This window comes from Actinoplanes sp. NPDC026670, from assembly GCF_040638175.1.
Taxonomy (GTDB): Bacteria; Actinomycetota; Actinomycetes; order Mycobacteriales; family Micromonosporaceae; genus Actinoplanes.
Window position 1 is genome coordinate 72,731 of the sequence record NZ_JBEZXU010000013.1, and the last position, 18,406, is coordinate 91,136.

General features: G+C 70.2%; 11 protein-coding genes. 4 read left to right on the plus strand and 7 right to left on the minus strand.

Features of this window, described 5'->3' with window-relative positions; all coding sequences use genetic code 11:
• Nucleotides 1-160 precede the first annotated feature (160 nt).
• Nucleotides 161-2,371, minus strand: coding sequence for a ricin-type beta-trefoil lectin domain protein (locus tag AB0E94_RS15170; protein ID WP_360326473.1), 2,211 nt, complete (start codon nt 2,369-2,371; stop codon nt 161-163).
• Nucleotides 2,372-2,562: 191 nt separating this feature from the next.
• Here AB0E94_RS15170 and AB0E94_RS15175 point away from each other — a divergent pair, with 191 nt between their 5' ends.
• The gene (locus AB0E94_RS15175) at nt 2,563-3,570 is read left to right on the plus strand and encodes a LacI family DNA-binding transcriptional regulator (protein ID WP_360326474.1); all 1,008 of its coding nucleotides are present in this window, start codon (nt 2,563-2,565) and stop codon (nt 3,568-3,570) included.
• 109 nt (nt 3,571-3,679) lie between these two features.
• Here AB0E94_RS15175 and AB0E94_RS15180 read toward each other — a convergent pair whose 3' ends face one another.
• Nucleotides 3,680-3,811 carry a hypothetical protein gene (locus AB0E94_RS15180; RefSeq protein ID WP_360326476.1) on the minus strand — a complete coding sequence of 44 codons (132 nt, stop codon included), beginning with the start codon at nt 3,809-3,811 and terminating at the stop codon, nt 3,680-3,682.
• Between the two features lie 66 nt (nt 3,812-3,877).
• Here AB0E94_RS15180 and AB0E94_RS15185 point away from each other — a divergent pair, with 66 nt between their 5' ends.
• Entirely contained in the window at nt 3,878-4,975 is a 1,098-nt protein-coding gene (locus AB0E94_RS15185; protein ID WP_360326477.1) for a M35 family metallo-endopeptidase, read from the plus strand.
• 229 nt (nt 4,976-5,204) lie between these two features.
• On the opposite strand, the gene AB0E94_RS15190 is transcribed toward AB0E94_RS15185, so the two are convergent.
• From AB0E94_RS15190 to AB0E94_RS15200, 3 genes are all read right to left on the minus strand, one after another.
• Nucleotides 5,205-6,581 (minus strand): ATP-binding protein, encoded by a 1,377-nt coding sequence (locus AB0E94_RS15190; RefSeq protein ID WP_360326479.1) that lies wholly within the window; start codon nt 6,579-6,581, stop codon nt 5,205-5,207.
• A gap of 71 nt (nt 6,582-6,652) precedes the next feature.
• On the minus strand, nt 6,653-12,775 hold the full coding sequence (locus AB0E94_RS15195; RefSeq protein WP_360326480.1) for a S8 family serine peptidase: 6,123 nt from the start codon (nt 12,773-12,775) through the stop codon (nt 6,653-6,655).
• 213 nt (nt 12,776-12,988) lie between these two features.
• Nucleotides 12,989-15,913 carry an AAA family ATPase gene (locus tag AB0E94_RS15200; RefSeq protein ID WP_360326481.1) on the minus strand — a complete coding sequence of 975 codons (2,925 nt, stop codon included), beginning with the start codon at nt 15,911-15,913 and terminating at the stop codon, nt 12,989-12,991.
• A 117-nt stretch (nt 15,914-16,030) separates the two neighbouring features.
• Here AB0E94_RS15200 and AB0E94_RS15205 point away from each other — a divergent pair, with 117 nt between their 5' ends.
• The gene (locus tag AB0E94_RS15205; RefSeq protein ID WP_360326483.1) at nt 16,031-16,381 is read left to right on the plus strand and encodes a type II toxin-antitoxin system RelE/ParE family toxin; all 351 of its coding nucleotides are present in this window, start codon (nt 16,031-16,033) and stop codon (nt 16,379-16,381) included.
• A 3-nt stretch (nt 16,382-16,384) separates the two neighbouring features.
• The gene (locus AB0E94_RS15210) at nt 16,385-16,684 is read left to right on the plus strand and encodes a helix-turn-helix transcriptional regulator (protein ID WP_360326485.1); all 300 of its coding nucleotides are present in this window, start codon (nt 16,385-16,387) and stop codon (nt 16,682-16,684) included.
• An 84-nt stretch (nt 16,685-16,768) separates the two neighbouring features.
• Here AB0E94_RS15210 and AB0E94_RS15215 read toward each other — a convergent pair whose 3' ends face one another.
• Both AB0E94_RS15215 and AB0E94_RS15220 read right to left on the minus strand, forming a co-directional pair.
• Nucleotides 16,769-17,548 carry an oxidoreductase gene (locus tag AB0E94_RS15215; protein WP_360326486.1) on the minus strand — a complete coding sequence of 260 codons (780 nt, stop codon included), beginning with the start codon at nt 17,546-17,548 and terminating at the stop codon, nt 16,769-16,771.
• Nucleotides 17,545-18,375, minus strand: coding sequence for an alpha/beta fold hydrolase (locus AB0E94_RS15220; protein ID WP_360326488.1), 831 nt, complete (start codon nt 18,373-18,375; stop codon nt 17,545-17,547). The genes AB0E94_RS15215 and AB0E94_RS15220 overlap by 4 nt, the downstream gene beginning before the upstream one ends.
• Nucleotides 18,376-18,406: the final 31 nt, after the last annotated feature.

Here is an 18,406-nt window from a genome sequence, read left to right on the forward strand (position 1 = left end):
CCCGTCTCGGCGGCCGCACACCACTTCAAGCTGCTCGATACGGGATACCCCGCGCGACGCCGGCCGGTTCGAAGGATCCAGCCGGATCGCCGGCCCGTGGCGGAACAAACGCCGGGCCGGGCCTCTGCAGGCCCGGCCCGGCGATCGGGTCAAAGGCGGATCAGGGGCCGGTGACCAGGTACGCGACCTGGCTGCCACTGTTCACGGTGGCGCCGGTGTTGTTGATGATGCGGTTGATGGTGCCGGTGCCACCCAGTGACACGGTGACCATGCTGTTGAAGCGGACGCCCGACTTGTTCGGCACCTCGAAGGCCCGCTCGTTGACCACCGACGGGTTCACGTTGAAGTACGCGTACGAGCCCAGCCCGTAGGCCTGGTGGTTGTTGACCGCGTCGGCCACCTTGTAGGCGGCGTAGCCACGGGTCGAGCCGTTCATGTAGGCGGCCTGGTTCGGCGGGTCGTACGGCATCTCGTTCTGGTAGAAGTACGTGCGGCCGTTCTCGCCGTTCCAGATGGTCTGGTACTTCTGGTAGTGCTCGACGAACAGGCCGTAGAAGGTCATGTCGTCGCCGTTGACGATCAGGCCGGTGTCGGCCGTGTTGATGTTCCAGCCGACGGTTCCGTTGTTGCCGTGGTCGGCGCGCCAGATCCAGGTGTGGTCACCGATCACGTCGTCGCTGTTGATCTGGAGGCTGACCGTGGCCTTGCCGGCGATCGAGCCGCCGATGCGGAAGAACACGTCGTGCAGCGACGTCGGGTTGGCCGAGTGGTCGGTGGACGAGCCGTTCGGGCCGACCTCCATGAGCAGCGGCGAGTTGGTGGTGCCGGCGTCGAACATGATGCCGGCGACCTTCACGCCGTCGACGTCGGCGACGCGCATCGGGACGATGCCGTTCTGCGGCACGAACGTGGCCAGCCCCAGACCCAGCACGACGGTGTCGGCGCGGGTCACGTTGATGGTCTGGTTGATGTTGTACGTGCCCGGCGTGACCAGCAGGTTGTTGCCGGCGGCGAGGGCGGCGTTGATGTTGGCGGCGGTGTCACCGGGCCGGACGATGTAGAAGCGGCTCAGCGAGATCGACTCGCCGGCGGGGCTGCCACCGGCCCAGGTGGTGCCGGACGTGTTGCGGCGCAGAGCGGGGACGAAGACGCGGTACGCGCCGGCGGCGTCGATGTACAGGTAGGGCTTCTCCCGTACGACCGGAGATTGTCCGATGTTGGTGTAGGGAGGATTGGGGAAGCTGGTGGCCGGGGCGCCCTGCACACCGACGAACACCTGGTTCCAGTTGCGGCCGGTCCACGACCCGATCTGCGAGTTGCGGGTGATCCACTGCTGCTGCGAGCCGGAGTCGATCTGCCCGTCGATCTTGGTGTCGGAGATCCAGCCGCCCGACGACCAGCCGCCGTCGGAGAGCGCGAGATTCCCACGGACATGCATGCGGCGGTACGGGGCAGCCTGTGACACCGACCATCGGTCCAGTCCACCGGTCGGATTGACGGCCAGACCCTCGGCGGAACGCCAGAAGTTCTGCGTGGCGTTCTGCGAGCCGTCCGGCCACCAGTCGGCCTCGACGTGCACCCGGCCGTTGATGGTGGTCTGGCCGGGGACCAGTCCGAGACCGGCGACCTGGGTGAAGAAGCCGACGTTGGCGTCGACGTTGTAGGTGCCGGGCTTGAACAGCAGCGCGTACCGCTGGGTGCCGAACTGGTTGGTGACCTGCTGGTTGAAGACCGTGTTGAGCCGGCTCTGGATGGTCGACGCGGCCATCGACGGGTCGAAGACCGACACGTTCGGGCCCAGGTCGGGGTTGGTGACCGGGGTGTCGTTCGGCGGCGTGGTGGGCGGGGTCGTGGGCGGCGTGGTGGTACCTCCGGAAAGGGTCCATCGCTGGTTGGCGGAGCCGGCGCACGCCCAGATCTGCAGGCGCGAGCCGTCGGCGGTGCCGTTGTTCTGCACGTCGAGGCACTTGCCGCTGGCCTGGTTGACGAGCGCGCCGGACGCGTTGAGCGACCACTTCTGCGTGTTGACGCTGTCGTAGCAGGTCCACAGATGTGTGAGGGAACCGTCGGCGGTGCCGTTGTTGGCGACGTCGAGGCACTTGCCCTGCGACTGGACCTGGCCGTTGTCGGCGAGCGTCCAGCGCTGGCTGGCGACCGTGCTGTAGCAGGTCCAGATGTGGATGGCGGCGCCGTCCGCGGTCGAGTTGTTAGCGACGTCGAGGCATTTGCCGCTGCCCGCGCCGACCAGGGAGCCGGCGCTGGCGGCGGACGCGCTGGTGATGCCGAGGATGCCGAGGCCGCCGACGACCGCGGTGGTGGTGGCGACGGTGAGTAGTCGTCGCCTGATTGACGGGATGCCTGTCAACGGCATGGGGAACTCCCTGTGTGAACAACGGAACGCCGCGGACCTCCTGCCCAGCCGACGTAACGCAGATGGAACACTCGCGGCTTATACATGTCAATGCAGCGCTGTCATCGCCAGGACATATCCGCTGGTCGAAACCGGTTCCGGATCTGTTACATTGTTACATTCAGATATGGAACGGTGGACGGGGTCCTAGGTTGAAAAAGCGCGCGACGGTACGGCAGATCGCCGCCGAGACCAATCTGTCCATCGCCACCGTGTCCCGCGTGCTCAACGGCCAGGACAACGTCGCCCCGCGTACGCGTGAGCTGGTCCTGCACGCCGCCCGGCGGCTCGGGCACGACGGGCTGCTCGTGTCCCGGGCGCCGGCCGGTGGCGTGTTCGTGCGGTGCCCGTACCTGCTGGACGATTATTTCGGTCCGATGGTGTCGTCGATCGTGGAGACCATCGAGCTGCACGGCATGACCGCGGTGGTCAACGCGGGCACGTCGGCGCGGCGGCCGGGCATGCTCACCGGCCTGCCCCGGACCGCCGGGATCGCCGGCGGAGTCCTCATCCTGCCGCCGGAGTCACCCGACGAACTGGCCCGGCTGCGTGACCAGGGGTTCCCGTTCGTCGTGCTCGACCCGCGGACCAGCCCGCCGCGCGACATCGTCGCCGTCTCCAGCGCGCACGTGACCGGGGCCCGGCTCCTCATGGCCCACCTCGTCGAGCTGGGGCACCGGCAGGTCGGGATCATCGCCGGCCCCAAGGAGTGGCTGGTCACGACGTCGCGGATGGCGGGGTATGTGGCGGCGCTCGCCGACGCCGGGGTGCTGCCGTCACCGGAACGGATCCGGTTCGTGAACGAGCCGAGCGTGGAGAACGGCTATCGGGCCGCCTGCGAGCTGCTCGACCGGCCGGCGCGGCCGACGGCGCTGGCCTGCTTCAACGACAAGACCGCGGTGGGCGCGCTGCGGGCGGCCCGGGAACGCGGCCTGCGGGTGCCGCAGGACCTGTCGATCGGCGGTTTCGACGACGCCGACATCGGCCAGGCCACCGAGCCGATGCTGACCACGGTCCACCAGCCGCTGGCCGAGATGGGCCGGATGGCGGTGACGATGCTGGTCCGCATGCTGAAAGGCCACGACCTGGACGCCCGCCACGTCGAGCTGGGCACCGACCTGATCATCCGCGGCTCGACCGGCAGAGTTACAGAAGTATAGTTCCGGGAACTACGCTTCTGTAACTCTTGGTAACCGCCACCTCGGCAGCCTGTTTGCGTTCGTCTATCGCGGGTAGCGGATTGAGCCATCGAAATCGACCGCCACGGCGTCAATCGAGGCCGAACTCTGCCTTGATCTCGTCGCCGGCGGCGGCGCTGCGTCGGGCTATGACCCGTTTGGGATGAGAATGTGCCATCACTGGAAGAAGGTGATCATCTAAATTGAGGATCGTTGATTTCATGCATCGACTCCTTGCCTCCTCCCTGGAGGGCGCCCATCGGAGTCGATAGCCGAGAAGGGAGACCACGTGCGCATCTCTCGACGTCCACTGTGGGCCGCGTGCCTCGCTGTCGGGATCGCGATCCCGGCAGCCGTCACCGTCGGGGCGAGCGCGGCGGCAGCCGGCAGTGCCGCCGGTCTCACCACGACCGTCCAGATCAGCCAGGTGACCAGCAGCGCCCTCACCGTACGGGTGACGGTGCGGAACACCTCATCGTCGGCGGTCGACGTGCTCTCCCGGGACCTGCCGCAGGCTCGCGAGTCCAAAGCCGTCCTGGCCGTGACCAGAAACGGTGTGCCGGTGCCCTACCGGGGCAAGCTGGCGAAACTCGGGGCGCCGACCGCGGCCGACTACACCCGCATTCCGGCCGGAGGCACCTACGCCGCGACGGTGAACCTGGCGGACGACTACGACCTGTCCCAGCCGGGAACCATCACCGTCGCACTGGCCTCGACCCAGGTGCGGGCTCGTACCGGGGCGACCGCGGCCCGGCCGGGCGCGCTCCAGGTCGACGCCGGCCGGGCCACCGTCCGCACCAGCGCCGGCATCCGCAGCACCGCCAAGGTGGCCGGCGCCGCGCCGGTCACCACCGAGAAGGTGCAGGTCGCCGCTGCGGCGGCCGCGGTCAGCATCACCTTCCGCGGCTGCACCACGAGTGAGCAGACCGCGCTGAAGACGGCCGTCACCAACGCCGCGACGTACTCGCAGAAGTCCCAGACCTGGCTCGCGGCGAACCCGTCCGGCGGTGGCGCCTACACCACCTGGTTCGGCACCTACAGCTCGTCGCGGTTCTCGCGGGTGACCTCGACCTACAGCAAGATCACCAGCGAGCTGACGACCAAGGCCCTGACCCTCGACTGCACCAGCAACGAGGACTACTACGCGTACGTCTACCCGGACCAGCCCTACGTCATCTACCTCTGCAACGCGTTCTGGACCGCCCCGGCCACCGGCACCGACTCGAAGGCCGGAACGCTGATCCACGAGTCGAGCCACTTCACCGTCAACGGCGGCACCGACGACCACGCGTACGGCCAGACCGCGGCGAAGCAGCTCGCCGTGTCGAGCCCGGCCAAAGCCGTCGACAACGCCGACAACTACGAGTACTTCGCCGAGAGCCGCTGACCCCGATCAGTGCGCCTCGACCGGCGGCCCGTTCCAGCGTTCTTCGTGGACGGCGTAGCGAGATCTACGACGTTCGAGCTGGAGCGGGCTGCCGCCGCGTGCCGGTGGTAATGGCCTTCTCGATCGCCCCGCACAACACCATGCTGACCTCGACCAGATGGCCGCGGACGCCGAGGGCGACGATCTGTACGTGACCACCCTGACTCCCGCCCGTCGAGGTGACAGCCGGTCATGGTCCAGCGTTCGACCAGAGCGTGTCCAGCGGAAGCACCAGCGTTCCGTCGTCGAATCGGAACGCCAACGCACCGGTGTACAACACCACGGCCGATGCGAGACGATCACCGAGGCGGGCGCGGAGCGCTCTGATCCCGGCGAGGTCGGACTGGTCGACCCGGGTGCCGGCTTTGATCTCGAAGGCGAAGACCATCCCGTCATCACGCTCCAGCACCAGATCGACCTCGTGGGCCTCGGCCGTACGGAAGTGGCCCACCGCGACCGGCGCGTCCGACCAGCTCACCTGCCGGAGGATCTCGCCGACAGCGAACGTCTCCACCAAGTGGCCGTACTCGGTCAACGTCGCCGGATCGTTCGTGGCGATCTTCTCCGGCGTGAGACCGAGAAGCCAGGCCATGACGCCTGAGTCAACAAGATGGACCTTCGGCTGACGGACCACTCGGGAGCCGAGAGTCGTTCCCCATGATGGCACTCGTAGAACCAGGAAGACGGCCTCGAGAAGCTTCAAGTAGTTCTCGGCGCTGGACTTCTCCATCCCCACCGCTGAGGCGGCGCCGGCGATGTTGAGGATCTGACCGGACCGGGCGGCGAGAACGCGCAGCAGCCGCGGGAGCATCTCTCGCTGACGTACCCGGCTCAACTCCATCACGTCACGCTCGATGACAAGATCAAGATAGTTCGCGAACCAGCGCGATCGGGACCGTCCCGGCGGACGGCGCAGCACGACAGGCATTCCACCGGAGGTGATCCGGCGGGCATACTCGTCCCGCGTCGTCGTGGACGGCACGGAGCCGAGCGACACATCAGCGCCATCGAGCAGCCTGCCTACCATGGAGGCTCCGGTTGCCCCGTCGATCTCGGCCTGAGTCAGGGGAAGCACCTCCAGGATGTCGACCCGGCCGGTCAGCGCCTGCCCGGCCTCCGGGAGGGTCACGTACCGCGTCGATCCCGCCAGGACGAACCGTCCCGGGCTGAGGTCCCGGTTCAGCTCGGCCTTGATCGCACCGAGCAGATCCGGGACATGCTGGTACTCATCGATCAGGATCGGGCCGGGGCCGCTGACGAAGCGTCCGGGATCGGCGCGGACCGCAGCTCGGGTGGCGGGATCGTCGCAGTCGATGACGGTGCGCCCCAACCGGTCGGCGAGAGCATGTAGAAGAGTGCTTTTGCCGACGGTGCGGGGACCGTTGAGCACCAACGCCGGCTCCTCGGTCAGGCGCTGGGCCAGCACGGCCGTGAGGTGGCGCGGAGCTATGCCAGTGAGAGAACCCTCCACGATTCGGAGCCTATCGAATTCCGCATCTGCAGGCGAGATTTTCCGCATTTGCAGGTGCTGGATTCCGCATTTTGAGGGCTGGGTAGCCGGCCGCATCGGGTGGGAGTCGCGGTCAGAGCCTCCCCGGCGACCTTGCCGGGGAGGCTCTGACCTTTGGGGGGGCCGGACTAAAGGCGCGGGTCCTCCTGGATCTTCAAGGCGTTCAGGATCGGGTCGGCCTCGCCCTTCTCCCGGGTGAACACGATCGTCAGGTCGCCGCCGGTGTGCTTGACGGTCACCGCGTTCGTGTTCGCGGTCAGCGTGCCCGCCTTCGCCTGCACGTCGTGGTCGTAGAGGACGACCTTGCCGTCGGCGAGGACGTCGAAGGCCCGCTGGCCGGGCCGGACCTTCTCGAGCTCGGCGAAGTCGAGGCCGATCCGGTACGTCCCGGCCGGGGCGTTCCGGAACACGTAGCTGAACGTCTCGCCGGTCCGCTGGGTGCGGAACAGCGCGTCGTCAGTCGTGCCGGCGATGTCGGCCCGGCTGGTCTGCACCTTGCCGCCGACGTAACCCCAGGACCGCGAGCCGAGCGCCTGATCCGGCGACCAGACGAAACCGCCGGCGCCGATGTGTCCCGCTCCGCCGGCGTCGACGCCCTTCCAGTAGGCCGACGTCGCCAGCCGGACCGGCCTGGTCTGGGTCCCGCCCTTGCCCGCGTTCGACGTCACGAGCAGGTCCCCGGTCAGCACACCGGGCTGGAAACCGGTGTTGTCGGCGGTCACCGTGACCGTGGTGGCGGCGCCGGCCGCGAGCGTGACCGGGCCGGTCGCGGCCGCGCCGGTGAGGGTCAGCCACGGCAGGTCGGCGGCCTCGCTGAGCCGCACCTCGAGCGGGGCGGAACCGCTGTTGGTGACGGTCACCGCGGCCGTCGCCTTCTTGCCCTTGTCGAGCAGCCAGTCGAGGCCGGCTCCGGTGACGGTGGCGATGCCCGTGGTCAGCGCGGTGTCCCGTACCTCAGCCTGATCTTTCTTGGTGATCGTCACCGGGTGGCTCGCGGTGACGTAGCCGGGCGCCTCGACCTGCACGGTGTTCTCGCCGACCAGCGCCTGGGCCTTCCACCGGCCCTTCACGTCGGTCGTGACGACCCGCTCGCCGAGCCTGACGACCGCGCCTTCGATCGGCTTGCCGTCGTTGCGGTCGGTGACCGTGCCCTCGATCGTGCCGGCGGCCGGGAGGTTGTACTCCAGTCCCAGGCCGGCCTTGAGGACGGGCTGGTCGGCCGAGTACTGGCCGGCGGGGTTGCGGTTCAGGCTCTCCACACCGACCGTCGCCGACGCCCCCTGGGTGAGGGGGTTGTCGCCGCCGACGCCGTCGCCGTACCCGATCTGGATCCGTCCGTCGGCGATCAGGGTGACCGAGAAGCTGACCCGGGCCGTCCGGTCGCTGTAGAAGGCGGCGTTGCGCCACTCGACGACCTGCGCCGCCACCCCGTCCACCTCGGTCGTGCCGAAGTAGATGCCCGCCTCGTCGTCGACGACGAGATCGTCCCAGAACGGGTAGATCGCATCGATCGGGTACGGGGACGGGAGCGCCGTGTTGCTGCCCGACGTGTAGGCGCGGTCGAAGGTCAGCGTGCCGTTGGTCGTCACGCACACCCCGTCCCACGCGGTGTCGTAGAACGGCTGGAGGTAGCCGGCGTCGAACCACAGCACGCCGCACAGGTCGTCACCGTGCCAGCCGGACTCCTCGGTGCCCTGGCGGAAAAGCCCGTCAGAGACCTTCATCGTGTACGAGCGACCGGCGGGCGCCACCGGCACGGGACCCGGGTCCGGCTGCTCGGGCTGGGGTTCCGGCTCCGCCACGTCGGCACGCGGGTCGAGGGTCACCCGCAGCGCGGCGATGCTCGGGGGCTTCAGGCCCTTCGAGCCCCGCAACTCCACGGTCAGCGGGCCACCCTCGTGCTGGACGACGGCCTTGCGCCAGTCTGCGGCGTCCGGTCCCACGGCCGCGGCCGGGTCGTACGCGTAGTCGGTCAGCGCCCCGTCTACGAGGACGTCGAACACCCGCTTGCCCCGGCCCGCCCGGTCGATCTCGGCGAACCCGAAGTCGATCGCGTAGGTGCCCTTGGGCGCGTCCGGGAACCGGTAGAACAGCTGCTTGTCGGTGGTGGTGCGCTGCGTCTGGAACAGCGCGTCGTCGGTCGTACCGGAGATCGGGGTCCTGGTGATGTCGACCTTGGTCTTGCCCTCGTAACCCCAGGACTTCCGGCCGGCGGCCTGGTCGGCGGCCCAGCTGTAGCCGGAGCCGTCGGTGAGCTTGGCGCCACCGGCGTTGACCCCGACCTGGTATTTCGTGGTCGTGAGCGTCACCGGGACATACGTCTTGGACTGACGTCCGGAGTCGGACCGGACCACGATGTTCGCGCCCTGGACTCCGGGCTTCGCGCCCTTCGAGGAGATCGAGACCTTGACGGTCGTCGACTGGCCGGGGGCGAGGACGCCGCCGGCCGAGGAGAGCGACAGCCACGGCAGGTCGGTGAGCAGGTCGTCCTCGACGTCGACGAGCACCACGTCGTCGGCGATCTGGTCGGCCGCCCACAGCGCGCCGGTGGCGTCGGTCTCCAGGCCGCCGCCCAGGCCCGCCTTCTGGCCCGGGAACCACCACGCGTTCACCAGCGAGCAGTCGACGGGGTCGACCTGCAACAGGCGGGTGGGCCGGTTCCAGGTGAGGTCGGTGTACCAGATCGTGTCGGACGCCTGGTTGTAGGCCAGGCCCATCACCTCGGGCAGCGGCGGGGCGCAGAAGGACAGGAGCGCGCCCGGGTTGTCGTGCGACGTGCCGGCGACGGTGCCGATCATGCCGTTCACGCGTCCGCCGACGTAGAACACGTCCCGGGCCGGGTTGTAGGCGAGACCGGTCAGCTGGAGCGTCGACCAGTTCCCCTTGATCTGCCTGGTCTCCTTGCCGGTCTCCCGGTTGAAGCAGTGGATGTAGCTGGCCGGGCTGTCCTCCATCTGGCACATGTCGCCGGTCCTGGTGTCCAGGGCCATGTCGAACGCGCGGTAGTCGGGGTTCCACGACGCGTCGAAGACCTTCCCGGTCTTCTTTCCGGTCACCGTGTAGGCGGTGTTGGTCCGCTTGTTGTAGTCGTGGACCCAGACGTCACCGTCGTACCCGATGCCGGAGGGCTCCTTCTCCGCGATGGTGCCGGGGATGGCGATCCGGGTGATGACCTCACCGCCGGAGGTCGGGCCGACCCTGGCTGCCGCCTGCGCTTCGGTGACGGTGGCGGCGGCGCTCGACGTGGTCGCCTTGCCGTCGACGTTCGACGGTTTCATGCCGCTCGCGCCGGCCTTCCACGCGGCCAGGTCGATCGTGCCGACCGCGCCCGTGCCGGTGCGCGCGGTGGCGCCGGCGGCGTCGAGCTCGGGGTGCCGGGCGGCTTCGCCCAGGTGGTACGTGAGCGGCGCGGATCCGTTGTTGGTCAGCGTGAGCGTGCCCGCGCCGTTCTGGTCGGCGCCCAGCAGCGCGTCGAGGCCGTCGGGCTTCAGTCCGGCGGCGCCCGTGGTCAGGCGTACGCCGATCTCGGCCTGCGCGTAGAGCTGCTTCAGCGAGAAGGGGTACGCCGCGGTGGTGTAGTTCGGCGCCTCGACCGTCATGGTGTAGTCGCCGACCGGGAGCTGCCGGTGCACGATGCCGGTCCCGTTGGTGGTGACGGCTTCGACGAGCCCGTTCTCGTTGCTGAAGGAGACCTTCGCCCCGGCGACCGGCAGGCCGTCGTTCTGGTCGGCGACGGTCGCGTCGAGGTAGCCGAAGTCGGGCATGTCGTAGGTGACGACCATGCCGTCGCGCAGCACCGGGGCGTGGTCGGAGAACCGGATGCCGTCGACGCCGGCCCAGCCCTGGATGCCCGTGACGGCGTTCGCGCCGGCGGTGATCGCGTCGTCGGTTCCGAAGCCGTCGCCGTACCCGAAGATCACGGTGCCGGAGCGGGTGAGCGTGGCCGAGAAGCTGACCGGCTCGGTGTACTCCGCCCGGGTCGGCCAGGCCCAGATCTTGGCGTTGCGGTACTCGATGACGAACGCGTCCTCACCGTTGACCTTGGTGGCCGCCGTGAAGACGCCGCCGCCGGGGGCGAACTCGACAGGGGTCTCGACGTAGAGCGGGAAGATCCCCGCGCCGCCGTAGCCGGGTCCGGTGCTGCCGTCCGGGGCGATCACGCCACGCCGGCCGATGCCGAGGGTGTCGTGGCTGCCGTTGTAGAGCGCGATCGGGAACGGCAGTTTCACCGTGGCCCACACCCCGCTGGTGAAGGTGACCGGATCGGTGCCGCGCAGGTGTTCGCCCTCGGTGACGGCGCAGCTGTAGCCGCCCTCGTCGACGACGAGCCCGACCGGGATCTCCGGCGACCCGTTCTGCGCGCTGACGGTCAGCGGGACCGTGGCGGGCGAGAAGCAGGCGTTGGGGTCGACGGCCAGCGTGTAGGTGCCCTCCGGGACCGCGGCGATCGTGAACGTGCCGTCGGCGCCGGTGCGTACCGGCTTCAGCGGCGTGCCGTTGACGGACACGTCGGCGTTCGGGACGGGCCGCTTGCCGCCGTCGACGACCCGGCCGCTGATGTCGTGCTTCGCGGCGGTGGTCAGCGGCAGCTCGACCGTGGTGCCCTGGCCGAGGGTGATCGTGACGTCGGCGGTCGCCGTCAGGTAACCGAAGACCCTGGTGGTGAGCTTGTAGTCGCCGGCCGGGAGGTTCGTGGTGAACCGGCCGTCGGCGTCGGTGCCGATCGACCGGCTGAACGGGCCGCTGATCGTCACGTCGGCGGCCGGCACCGGGGCGCCGTTCGCGGTGACGACACCGGTCAGGGTGCCGCCCTTGCGGGGGGCGAGCTCCAGCAGGCGTACGAGGTCGAGCCGGCCCTCGCCGTACTTGTTGTTGATCTCGGCGGTGCCGCCGCACTCGGTGTCGTCGACGTCGACGGCCGACTCGCCGAGCAGGCGGCGGGTCTCGTCGACCTGCCCGATCAGGGTCGGGTCGTAGCCCCAGAGCGCCGCGACGGCGCCGGCGACGTGCGGCGCCGCCATCGACGTGCCGGACATCTCGGCGTAGCCGTTGTTCGGATAGGCCGAGCGGACGCCGTTGCCCGGGGCGGAGATCTCCGGCTTGATCCGGCCGCCGTCACCCTCGCCCTTGCGGGAGAACGACGCGAGCGTGCCGTCCGGCGAGAGGGCGCCGACCGAGTACGCGCTGGTGGCCGCGCCCGGCGAGGAGACGGTGTCGCAGGCCGCGTACGGCGAGGTGTTCCCCGACGACCACACGCTGAAGATGCCCGCGGCGGTCCAGGCCTCGTCGATGGCCTGGAAGAAGCCGTCGAAGTCGTGTTCGACGTTCTGGCCCCACGAGTTGTTGACGACGTGCGGGCGCTTGGACGGGTCGGGGTTGTTCCCCTGGAGGTCGGTCGGTGCGAGCAGCCACCAGCCGGACCGCAGCAGCGACTCGACGCCGCTGTTCGTGCAGCAGCCGTCGGTCGCGATCCACTGCGCGTCCGGGGCGACGCCGACATGGTCGTTGCCGTCGGCGCCGACCATGGTGCCCATGGTGTGCGTGCCGTGCCCGTTGTCGTCGCACGGCGCGCCGGCGCACGAGCTACGGGTGGCCATCCAGTTGTAGTTGTGGTCGACGGTGCCGTCCGGCTTCGTGCCGCGGTACCTGTCCTTCAGCGCGGGGTGGTCGAACTGCACACCCGAGTCGAGGTTGGACACGGTGATGCCGGCGCCGGTGGCGCCCATGGCCCACGCCTCCGGCGCGTGGATCGCCTCCAGGCCCCAGGTGACGGTGTCGCCGGCGGCCGCCGACCGTTCCGTGACGGCCTTCTCCTCGACCGGGTCGACCAGCGCGACCTGCGGCGTCGCGTGGATCTCGGCGACCTGCACCCGCGCCGCCACGTCGAGGGCGAGCTTCTCGGTGCCGCCCTTGACGAGCACGGCGTTGGCGATCGGGTAGGAGGTGTACTTGACGCCGGCCCGGTCGAGCTCGGTGGAGACCGAGGCCAGGGAGTTCTTCGCCGCCGCGGTCAGCGCGTCGTAGACGAACCGGCCGCGCGCGGTCCAGTCGGTGATCTTCTTCGCCGGCGCGAGGTCGGCCCCGGTCTCGAAGGTGATCCAGAAGTCGGAGGACGGCTGCGTGCGGAACCGGTCCGTCAGGGTCGGCGAGATCTTGCCGGGATCCGGATCCGCTGCGTACGCCGGAACGGGCTGGAACATGCTCAGGCCGACCAGTACGGCCAGCGTCGCCGCCAGGGCTTTGGGTCTCATGGGGGTCCCTTCCGCCTACAGGGGTTGGTAGGGGTCGTGGCTCTCGTGGTCGTCGGCCTCGTGGGCCTCGTCCTCAGGAGGTGGCGGGTGCTCGGCGCCGGTTTCGTCAGGCGCGGCAGGTGGCTCAGACATGCATCGGCCGATGGCTATGGATCATGCAGCCATGCTCGGGCCGGGCGAGGGGCCTTAGCTATCCGGCGGATACGTCAAAGTTCACGACTCGGCGAACACGCCGGCTTCGACCGCCTTGACCGCGAGCGCGGTCCGGGAGCTCACCTTCAGCTTGCGCATCGCGGCGCGCAGCTGCTGATCCACGGTGGCCGGCGACTTGGTCAGGATCCGGCTGATCTCCCGGTTCGTCTTGCCGGCGACGACCAGCTGGACCACGTCGAGCTCGCGCGGGGAGAGCTCGTCGCCGTACCCTCGCCGGCCGCCGCGCCACAGTCGCGGGACCTCGGCGCCGTGCTCGCGGAGCCGCTGCGCGACCCGGTCCGCGTCGCCGCGGGCGCCCAGTCGGAACAGCTGCTCGTACTGCGCCGCCAGCAGTTCCCGGCCCTGGTCGGGAAGGCCCTGATCGGGCCGGCCCTGCGCGATGAGCGCCTCGGCCCGGCGCTCGCGGGCGCGCATGGCGTCGTAGGGGCGCGGCAGCACGTCCCAGGCACGCGCCGCCCGGTCGTGGGCCGCCGACGCCCGGGCGTGGTCACCGGCCGCGGTCAGCAGCAGGGCACGGCACCCGGCCAGCGCGGCGCGGGGCGCGGGCGCCGTACGGCCACGCAGTCCCCGGGCGAACTGGTCGACCAGGCGGGTCGCGGCGGTCAGGTCACCGGCGGCGAGCAGCGCCTCGATCCGGGCCGGAACGAGGTCCGTCGCCCAGACCCAGATGCCCTTGCGCCGTACGGTTTCCATCGGCTCGTTGGTGATCCGCAGCGCCCGGCCGCTGTTGCCGTCCGCCAGCCACAACCGGGCCAGCGCGGCGGCCGCCTCCATCGTGTCGTCGGCCGCGCCGAGCCGGGCCGACTCCTCCAGAACCAGCCGGAACTGCTCCTCCGCGGCACGACGCCGGCCGGCCGCGGCCGCCAGCCGGGCAGCGAGCCGGATGCTGCCGAGATAGTGGGCCGGGCGGTCCCGGTCAGCGTCGGCGAGTGCCGCGCTCGTCTCGGCGAGACCGTCCCACCGGCCGGTGTTCCACGCCAGGTTGGCCTGTTCGAGCCGGACGTTGTGCTGCAACCGGGACGCCTGCTCGGCCTCGGCCAGGCGCATGGCCACCGCGAGGTGTGCCTCGGCGTCGGCGTACCGGCCCCAGATCAGCGCCCCGGTGCCGACGTTCACGTGGATGCGGGCCACGTCGAGACGTTCCTCCGCGGTCACGCCGTCGGCGGGCAGGCCGGCGACGACCTCCCAGGCCTCCTCCTCGCCCAGCATGAGCAGCGCCGCGGCGCGGTTCCCGGCCAGGTTCAGCCGCTGCGCGGGCGAGTCGATCCGGACGGTCAGCTCGGCGGCGCGATCCAGCCAGCGCCGGTGGGTCGCGGCCGGCCACGGTCCCGCGTACGCCCAGCCGAGGTAGGTCATCGCCCGCGCCGCCTCGACCGGGTCGTGGTCGAGACCGGCGACCGCCTGCTCCAGCTCGCCGAGCGCGGCCTGCGCCTCACCCCCGGTGATCAGGAGCCGGCCCAGCGGGTTGCGGATCCCGGCCTGCTGACGGGCGGAGAGGCCGGGGGTCTCCAGAACCGAGCGCAGGGTACGGATCACCCGGTGGTAGACCTCGTCGACAGGTTCCCGGCGGCCGAGTGCGGCGACGCCGGCGATCCGTGCGACACGTGCCCGGTCCTCCGGCGGCAGCACCGCCCACGACAGCAGATCGACCAGCAGGTCGACCGCCTTGGTGTGGTCGCCGGAGGCCATCGCCAGTTCGGCGCCCTGCTCGGCGTACCGCGCCCAGGACCCCGTCTCGCCGGCCTCGCGGAAGTGATGGGCCAGACGCGCCACCGGCGGCGGGTCGAGGTGCTCCAGGGCCCGGCCGGCCAGCAGGTGGAACTGCCGGCGGTCGGTCAACGGGATCGCCTCGTAGACCGCGGTGGCGGCCAGCACGTGCCGGAACCGCCACCGGCCGCGGTCGTCCCCGTCCAGCACACCGGCGGCGGCTGCCTCCGCGACGGCGGCCCGGCACACCTCCGGCGACAGGCCGGCGGTCATCGCGATCGTCGCCACCGAGGAGCTCTCGGCCAGAGTGGCCGCCGCGCGCAGCGCCTGCTGTGCGGCCGGCGACAGGCGGCTCACCCGTTCCCGGGTGGAGTCGCGCACCGTCGGCGGGACCCGCAGCTCGCGCAGCTTCAGCCGGACCCACTGTCCATCCCGGAACACCAGGTCGGCCCGGTCGCACATGAGACGGACCGACTCCTCCAGGGCCAGCGGGACACCGCCGGTCCGATCGTGCAGGAACGTCGTGAACTCCTGCGAGATCGGGTTGCCGTCCAGCATCGAGGACACCAGCGCCGCCGTGTCGCCCGGCCGCATGGGCGCCAGGGCGATCCGCAGCTGGGTCACGCCGGCCGGCAACCGGGACGTCAGCCGCAGCAGCAGCGATCCGTCGCCGACCTCCTCCGGCCGGTAGGAGATCACCAGGCTGGGCCCGTCGGTCTGCTGCCGGGAGATGACGAACAGCAGGAACTCGAGGGTCACCTCGTCGGCCCAGTGCGCGTCCTCGAGCACGAGGACGTCGACCCGCAGGGCTCGCAGCAACTCGTCCAGGGCACGGAACAGGCGGTGCCGGGCCGCCTTCGCGTCGTCCAGGGACGGCAGGGCGGGTGGCAGGTCCGCCGACCATTCCGGGAACAGCGGCCGCAGCGCGCCCGCGAGCCCGGTGAGCGGCAGGCCCGCCACCGGGCGCTCGATACCGAGGAACGCGTCGACGATCGGCCCCAGCGTCAGCGACTCACGAAGCGGAGGGCACACCGACACCAGAGCGGTTGGCCGGTCCGGCACGGCCAGCCACTCGCGCAGCAGCCGGCTCTTGCCGATCCCCGCCTCGCCCTCCACCAGCACGATCGCCGGCGGCCGGGCCAGAGCGCCGCGCAGCGCCGCCACCTCTCGATCGCGGCCGACGAAACGTGGCGTGGAAACCGGCGAGGGGTCGAGCATGCGTGATGATCTCGCTTTTGGAATCCGGCGCACAAGACCGTCACGATGACCGGCCTGTAAAAGGCTGGCCCGGTCCTGCGATCATCGGCGCCGCCACCGAGGTATAGCATCGCTGCTATGACGTGGGGTGCTGTCGAGCTCGAACCGGAGGTGGAGAAGTGGCTGGAGAGTCTGACCACCACTCAGTTCGCCCACGCGGCGTTCTACGTCGATCTACTCGCTGAGCAAGGACCACTTCTGGGCGAGCCATACACCAAACAGCTTGACCGAAAGTTGCGTGAGCTGCGGTTTCACCTCGGCAGACAAGCGGTCCGGATCACGTACTGGATCGGGCCCGGCAGGAGGATCATCTTGCTGACGGTCTTCTGCAAGACGCGCATGCGGGACGAACGAGAGATCGACCGAGCACGTCGGGCACTGGGGCGGTGCATCGACGAGGCACATGAGGTTGTGAGCGAGGAGGACTAGATCATGGGTGAGAATGGCGGCTGGGCCGCTATGCGGGAGAGGCGCCTGGCTGAACCGGGCGCTGCCGAGGCCTACGATGCGGCGCGCTTGGCGTTCGAGCTCGGTCGTTCCGTTCGGGAGCTTCGTGAGCGCCGGGGCTGGAGTCAGACCCGACTTGCTAAGGAATCCGGAATGACGCAGTCGGCGGTCGCCCGGTTCGAGGCAGGTGGGACTGTGCCGACCTTGTCGGTGCTGGAGCGGTTGGCGGCGGCGCTCGACGTGAATCTCAAGGTGGGTTTCGAGCCGCGCGGCGAAGCCGCTTGAGCGGCCGGCGGGCCCGGCCGTAGCTCAGCGCGGTTCTGCGGGCGGCATTCGGGCGCTGAGGTACGGCCGGCGGGCCTGGGCCTGTCACATCGAGGTGGTCAGGCCTCCGTCGATGATCAGGTCGGCGCCGGTCAGGTTCGGGGCCTGGTCACCGGCCAGGAGCAGGACCAGGGCGGCCACCTCGTCGGGGCGGGTGAACCGGCCGGTTGCGGTGCCGCTGACCGCGCCCTTCGCGACGTCGCCCGGGTCCAGGCCGGCAGCCGAGCCGACGGTGTCGGCCACACCGCCCGCGCCGAACCACAGGTCGGTCTCGACCGGGCCGGGACTGATCGTGTTGACCCGTACCCCGCGCGGCCCGACCTCCTTCGACAGCGCCTTCGAGAAGTTGGACAGGGCGGCCTTGGCGGCGCTGTAGTCGATCACGAGCGGGTCCGGCAGGGACGCGTTGACCGAGCCGACCGTGACGATCGAGCCGCCCCGGTCCAGCAGGTGGGGCAGGGCGGCGCGGGTCACCCGTACCGCCGAGAAGAAGTTGATCGTCAGGGTCTGCAACCAGTCGTCGTCGGTGACCGAAAGGAAGCCGCCGGTGCGGGGCCGGACGCCGCCGACGTTGTTGACCAGGATGTCCAGGCGGCCGCCGAGACGGGCCACCCCCTCCCCGACCAGCGCGGCCGGGCCGTCGGGGGTGCTCAGGTCGGCGATCACCGGATGCACCCGGTCGATCGAGGCGAGTTCCGGCGGGGTGCTGCGGGCGCCCGCGACGACGGTCGCCCCGGCGGCGGCCAGCGCCCGCACGATGGCCAGGCCGATGCCCCGGCTGGCCCCGGTGACCAGGGCGGTCTTGCCGGTCAGGTCGGCCGTCACAGGTTCTGCTCCTTGAGCCAGGTCAGGCAGGTGCCGGCGACTTCCCGCCAGCCGCTGTCGATGGTCAGCGAGTGCGCCTTGTCGGCGAACGTGATGATGTCGGTGACCGCTTCTGAATGCCGGTACTGCTTGAGCGTCGCCCGGGTCACCGACTCCGGGACGGTGTGGTCCTTGCCGCTGGCGATCAGCAGCAGCGGCCCGCGGGTCTGGTTGCCGGTGTCGACCTTGGCCGGCGAGTGCGGGTTGAAGTTCGCGGTCGCCGCCTCGAACAGTGGCTTGCCCGGCGCCGGGATCGTCCACTGGTCGAAGAGCTGCTGAGACTCCTCCTCGGAGACGGTGTTGGCGAACGCGAACCGGAACTGCTCGGCGGTCAGCGACACGGCCCGGTGCAGGTTGGCGGGGTTGCGGAAGACCGGCAGGGTCGCTTTCAGAGCCGACAGCGGCACCGGCAGAACGCCCTTGATCTGTGCCGCGTCGATGGCGATCGCGGCCCGTGCCCGGTCCTGGCCGAGCAGCTTCTGCGCGATCATGCCGCCGAACGAGTGACCGATCAGGATCGGCGCCTCCGGCAGCTGTTCGATGATCGCCGCGTAGTGCTCGACCACGTCGTCGATGCCGTGGTCGCCGATCGCGGCCGGGTTGGCCCGCGACGCCTCGACCGTGTCGCCGTCGCCGGGCCAGCCGGGGGCTTGCGTTTCGTAGCCGGCCTCGGTGAAGAGCCGGTTCCACGGCTCCCATGAGGAGGCGTGCAGCCAGAGGCCATGGATGAAGAGAACAGGCGTCGCCACGGATCTTCTCCAGTCGTACGCGCTGCGTGCCGGACGCATCACAGCGATCGTCCCCACGCTAGGACGGCAC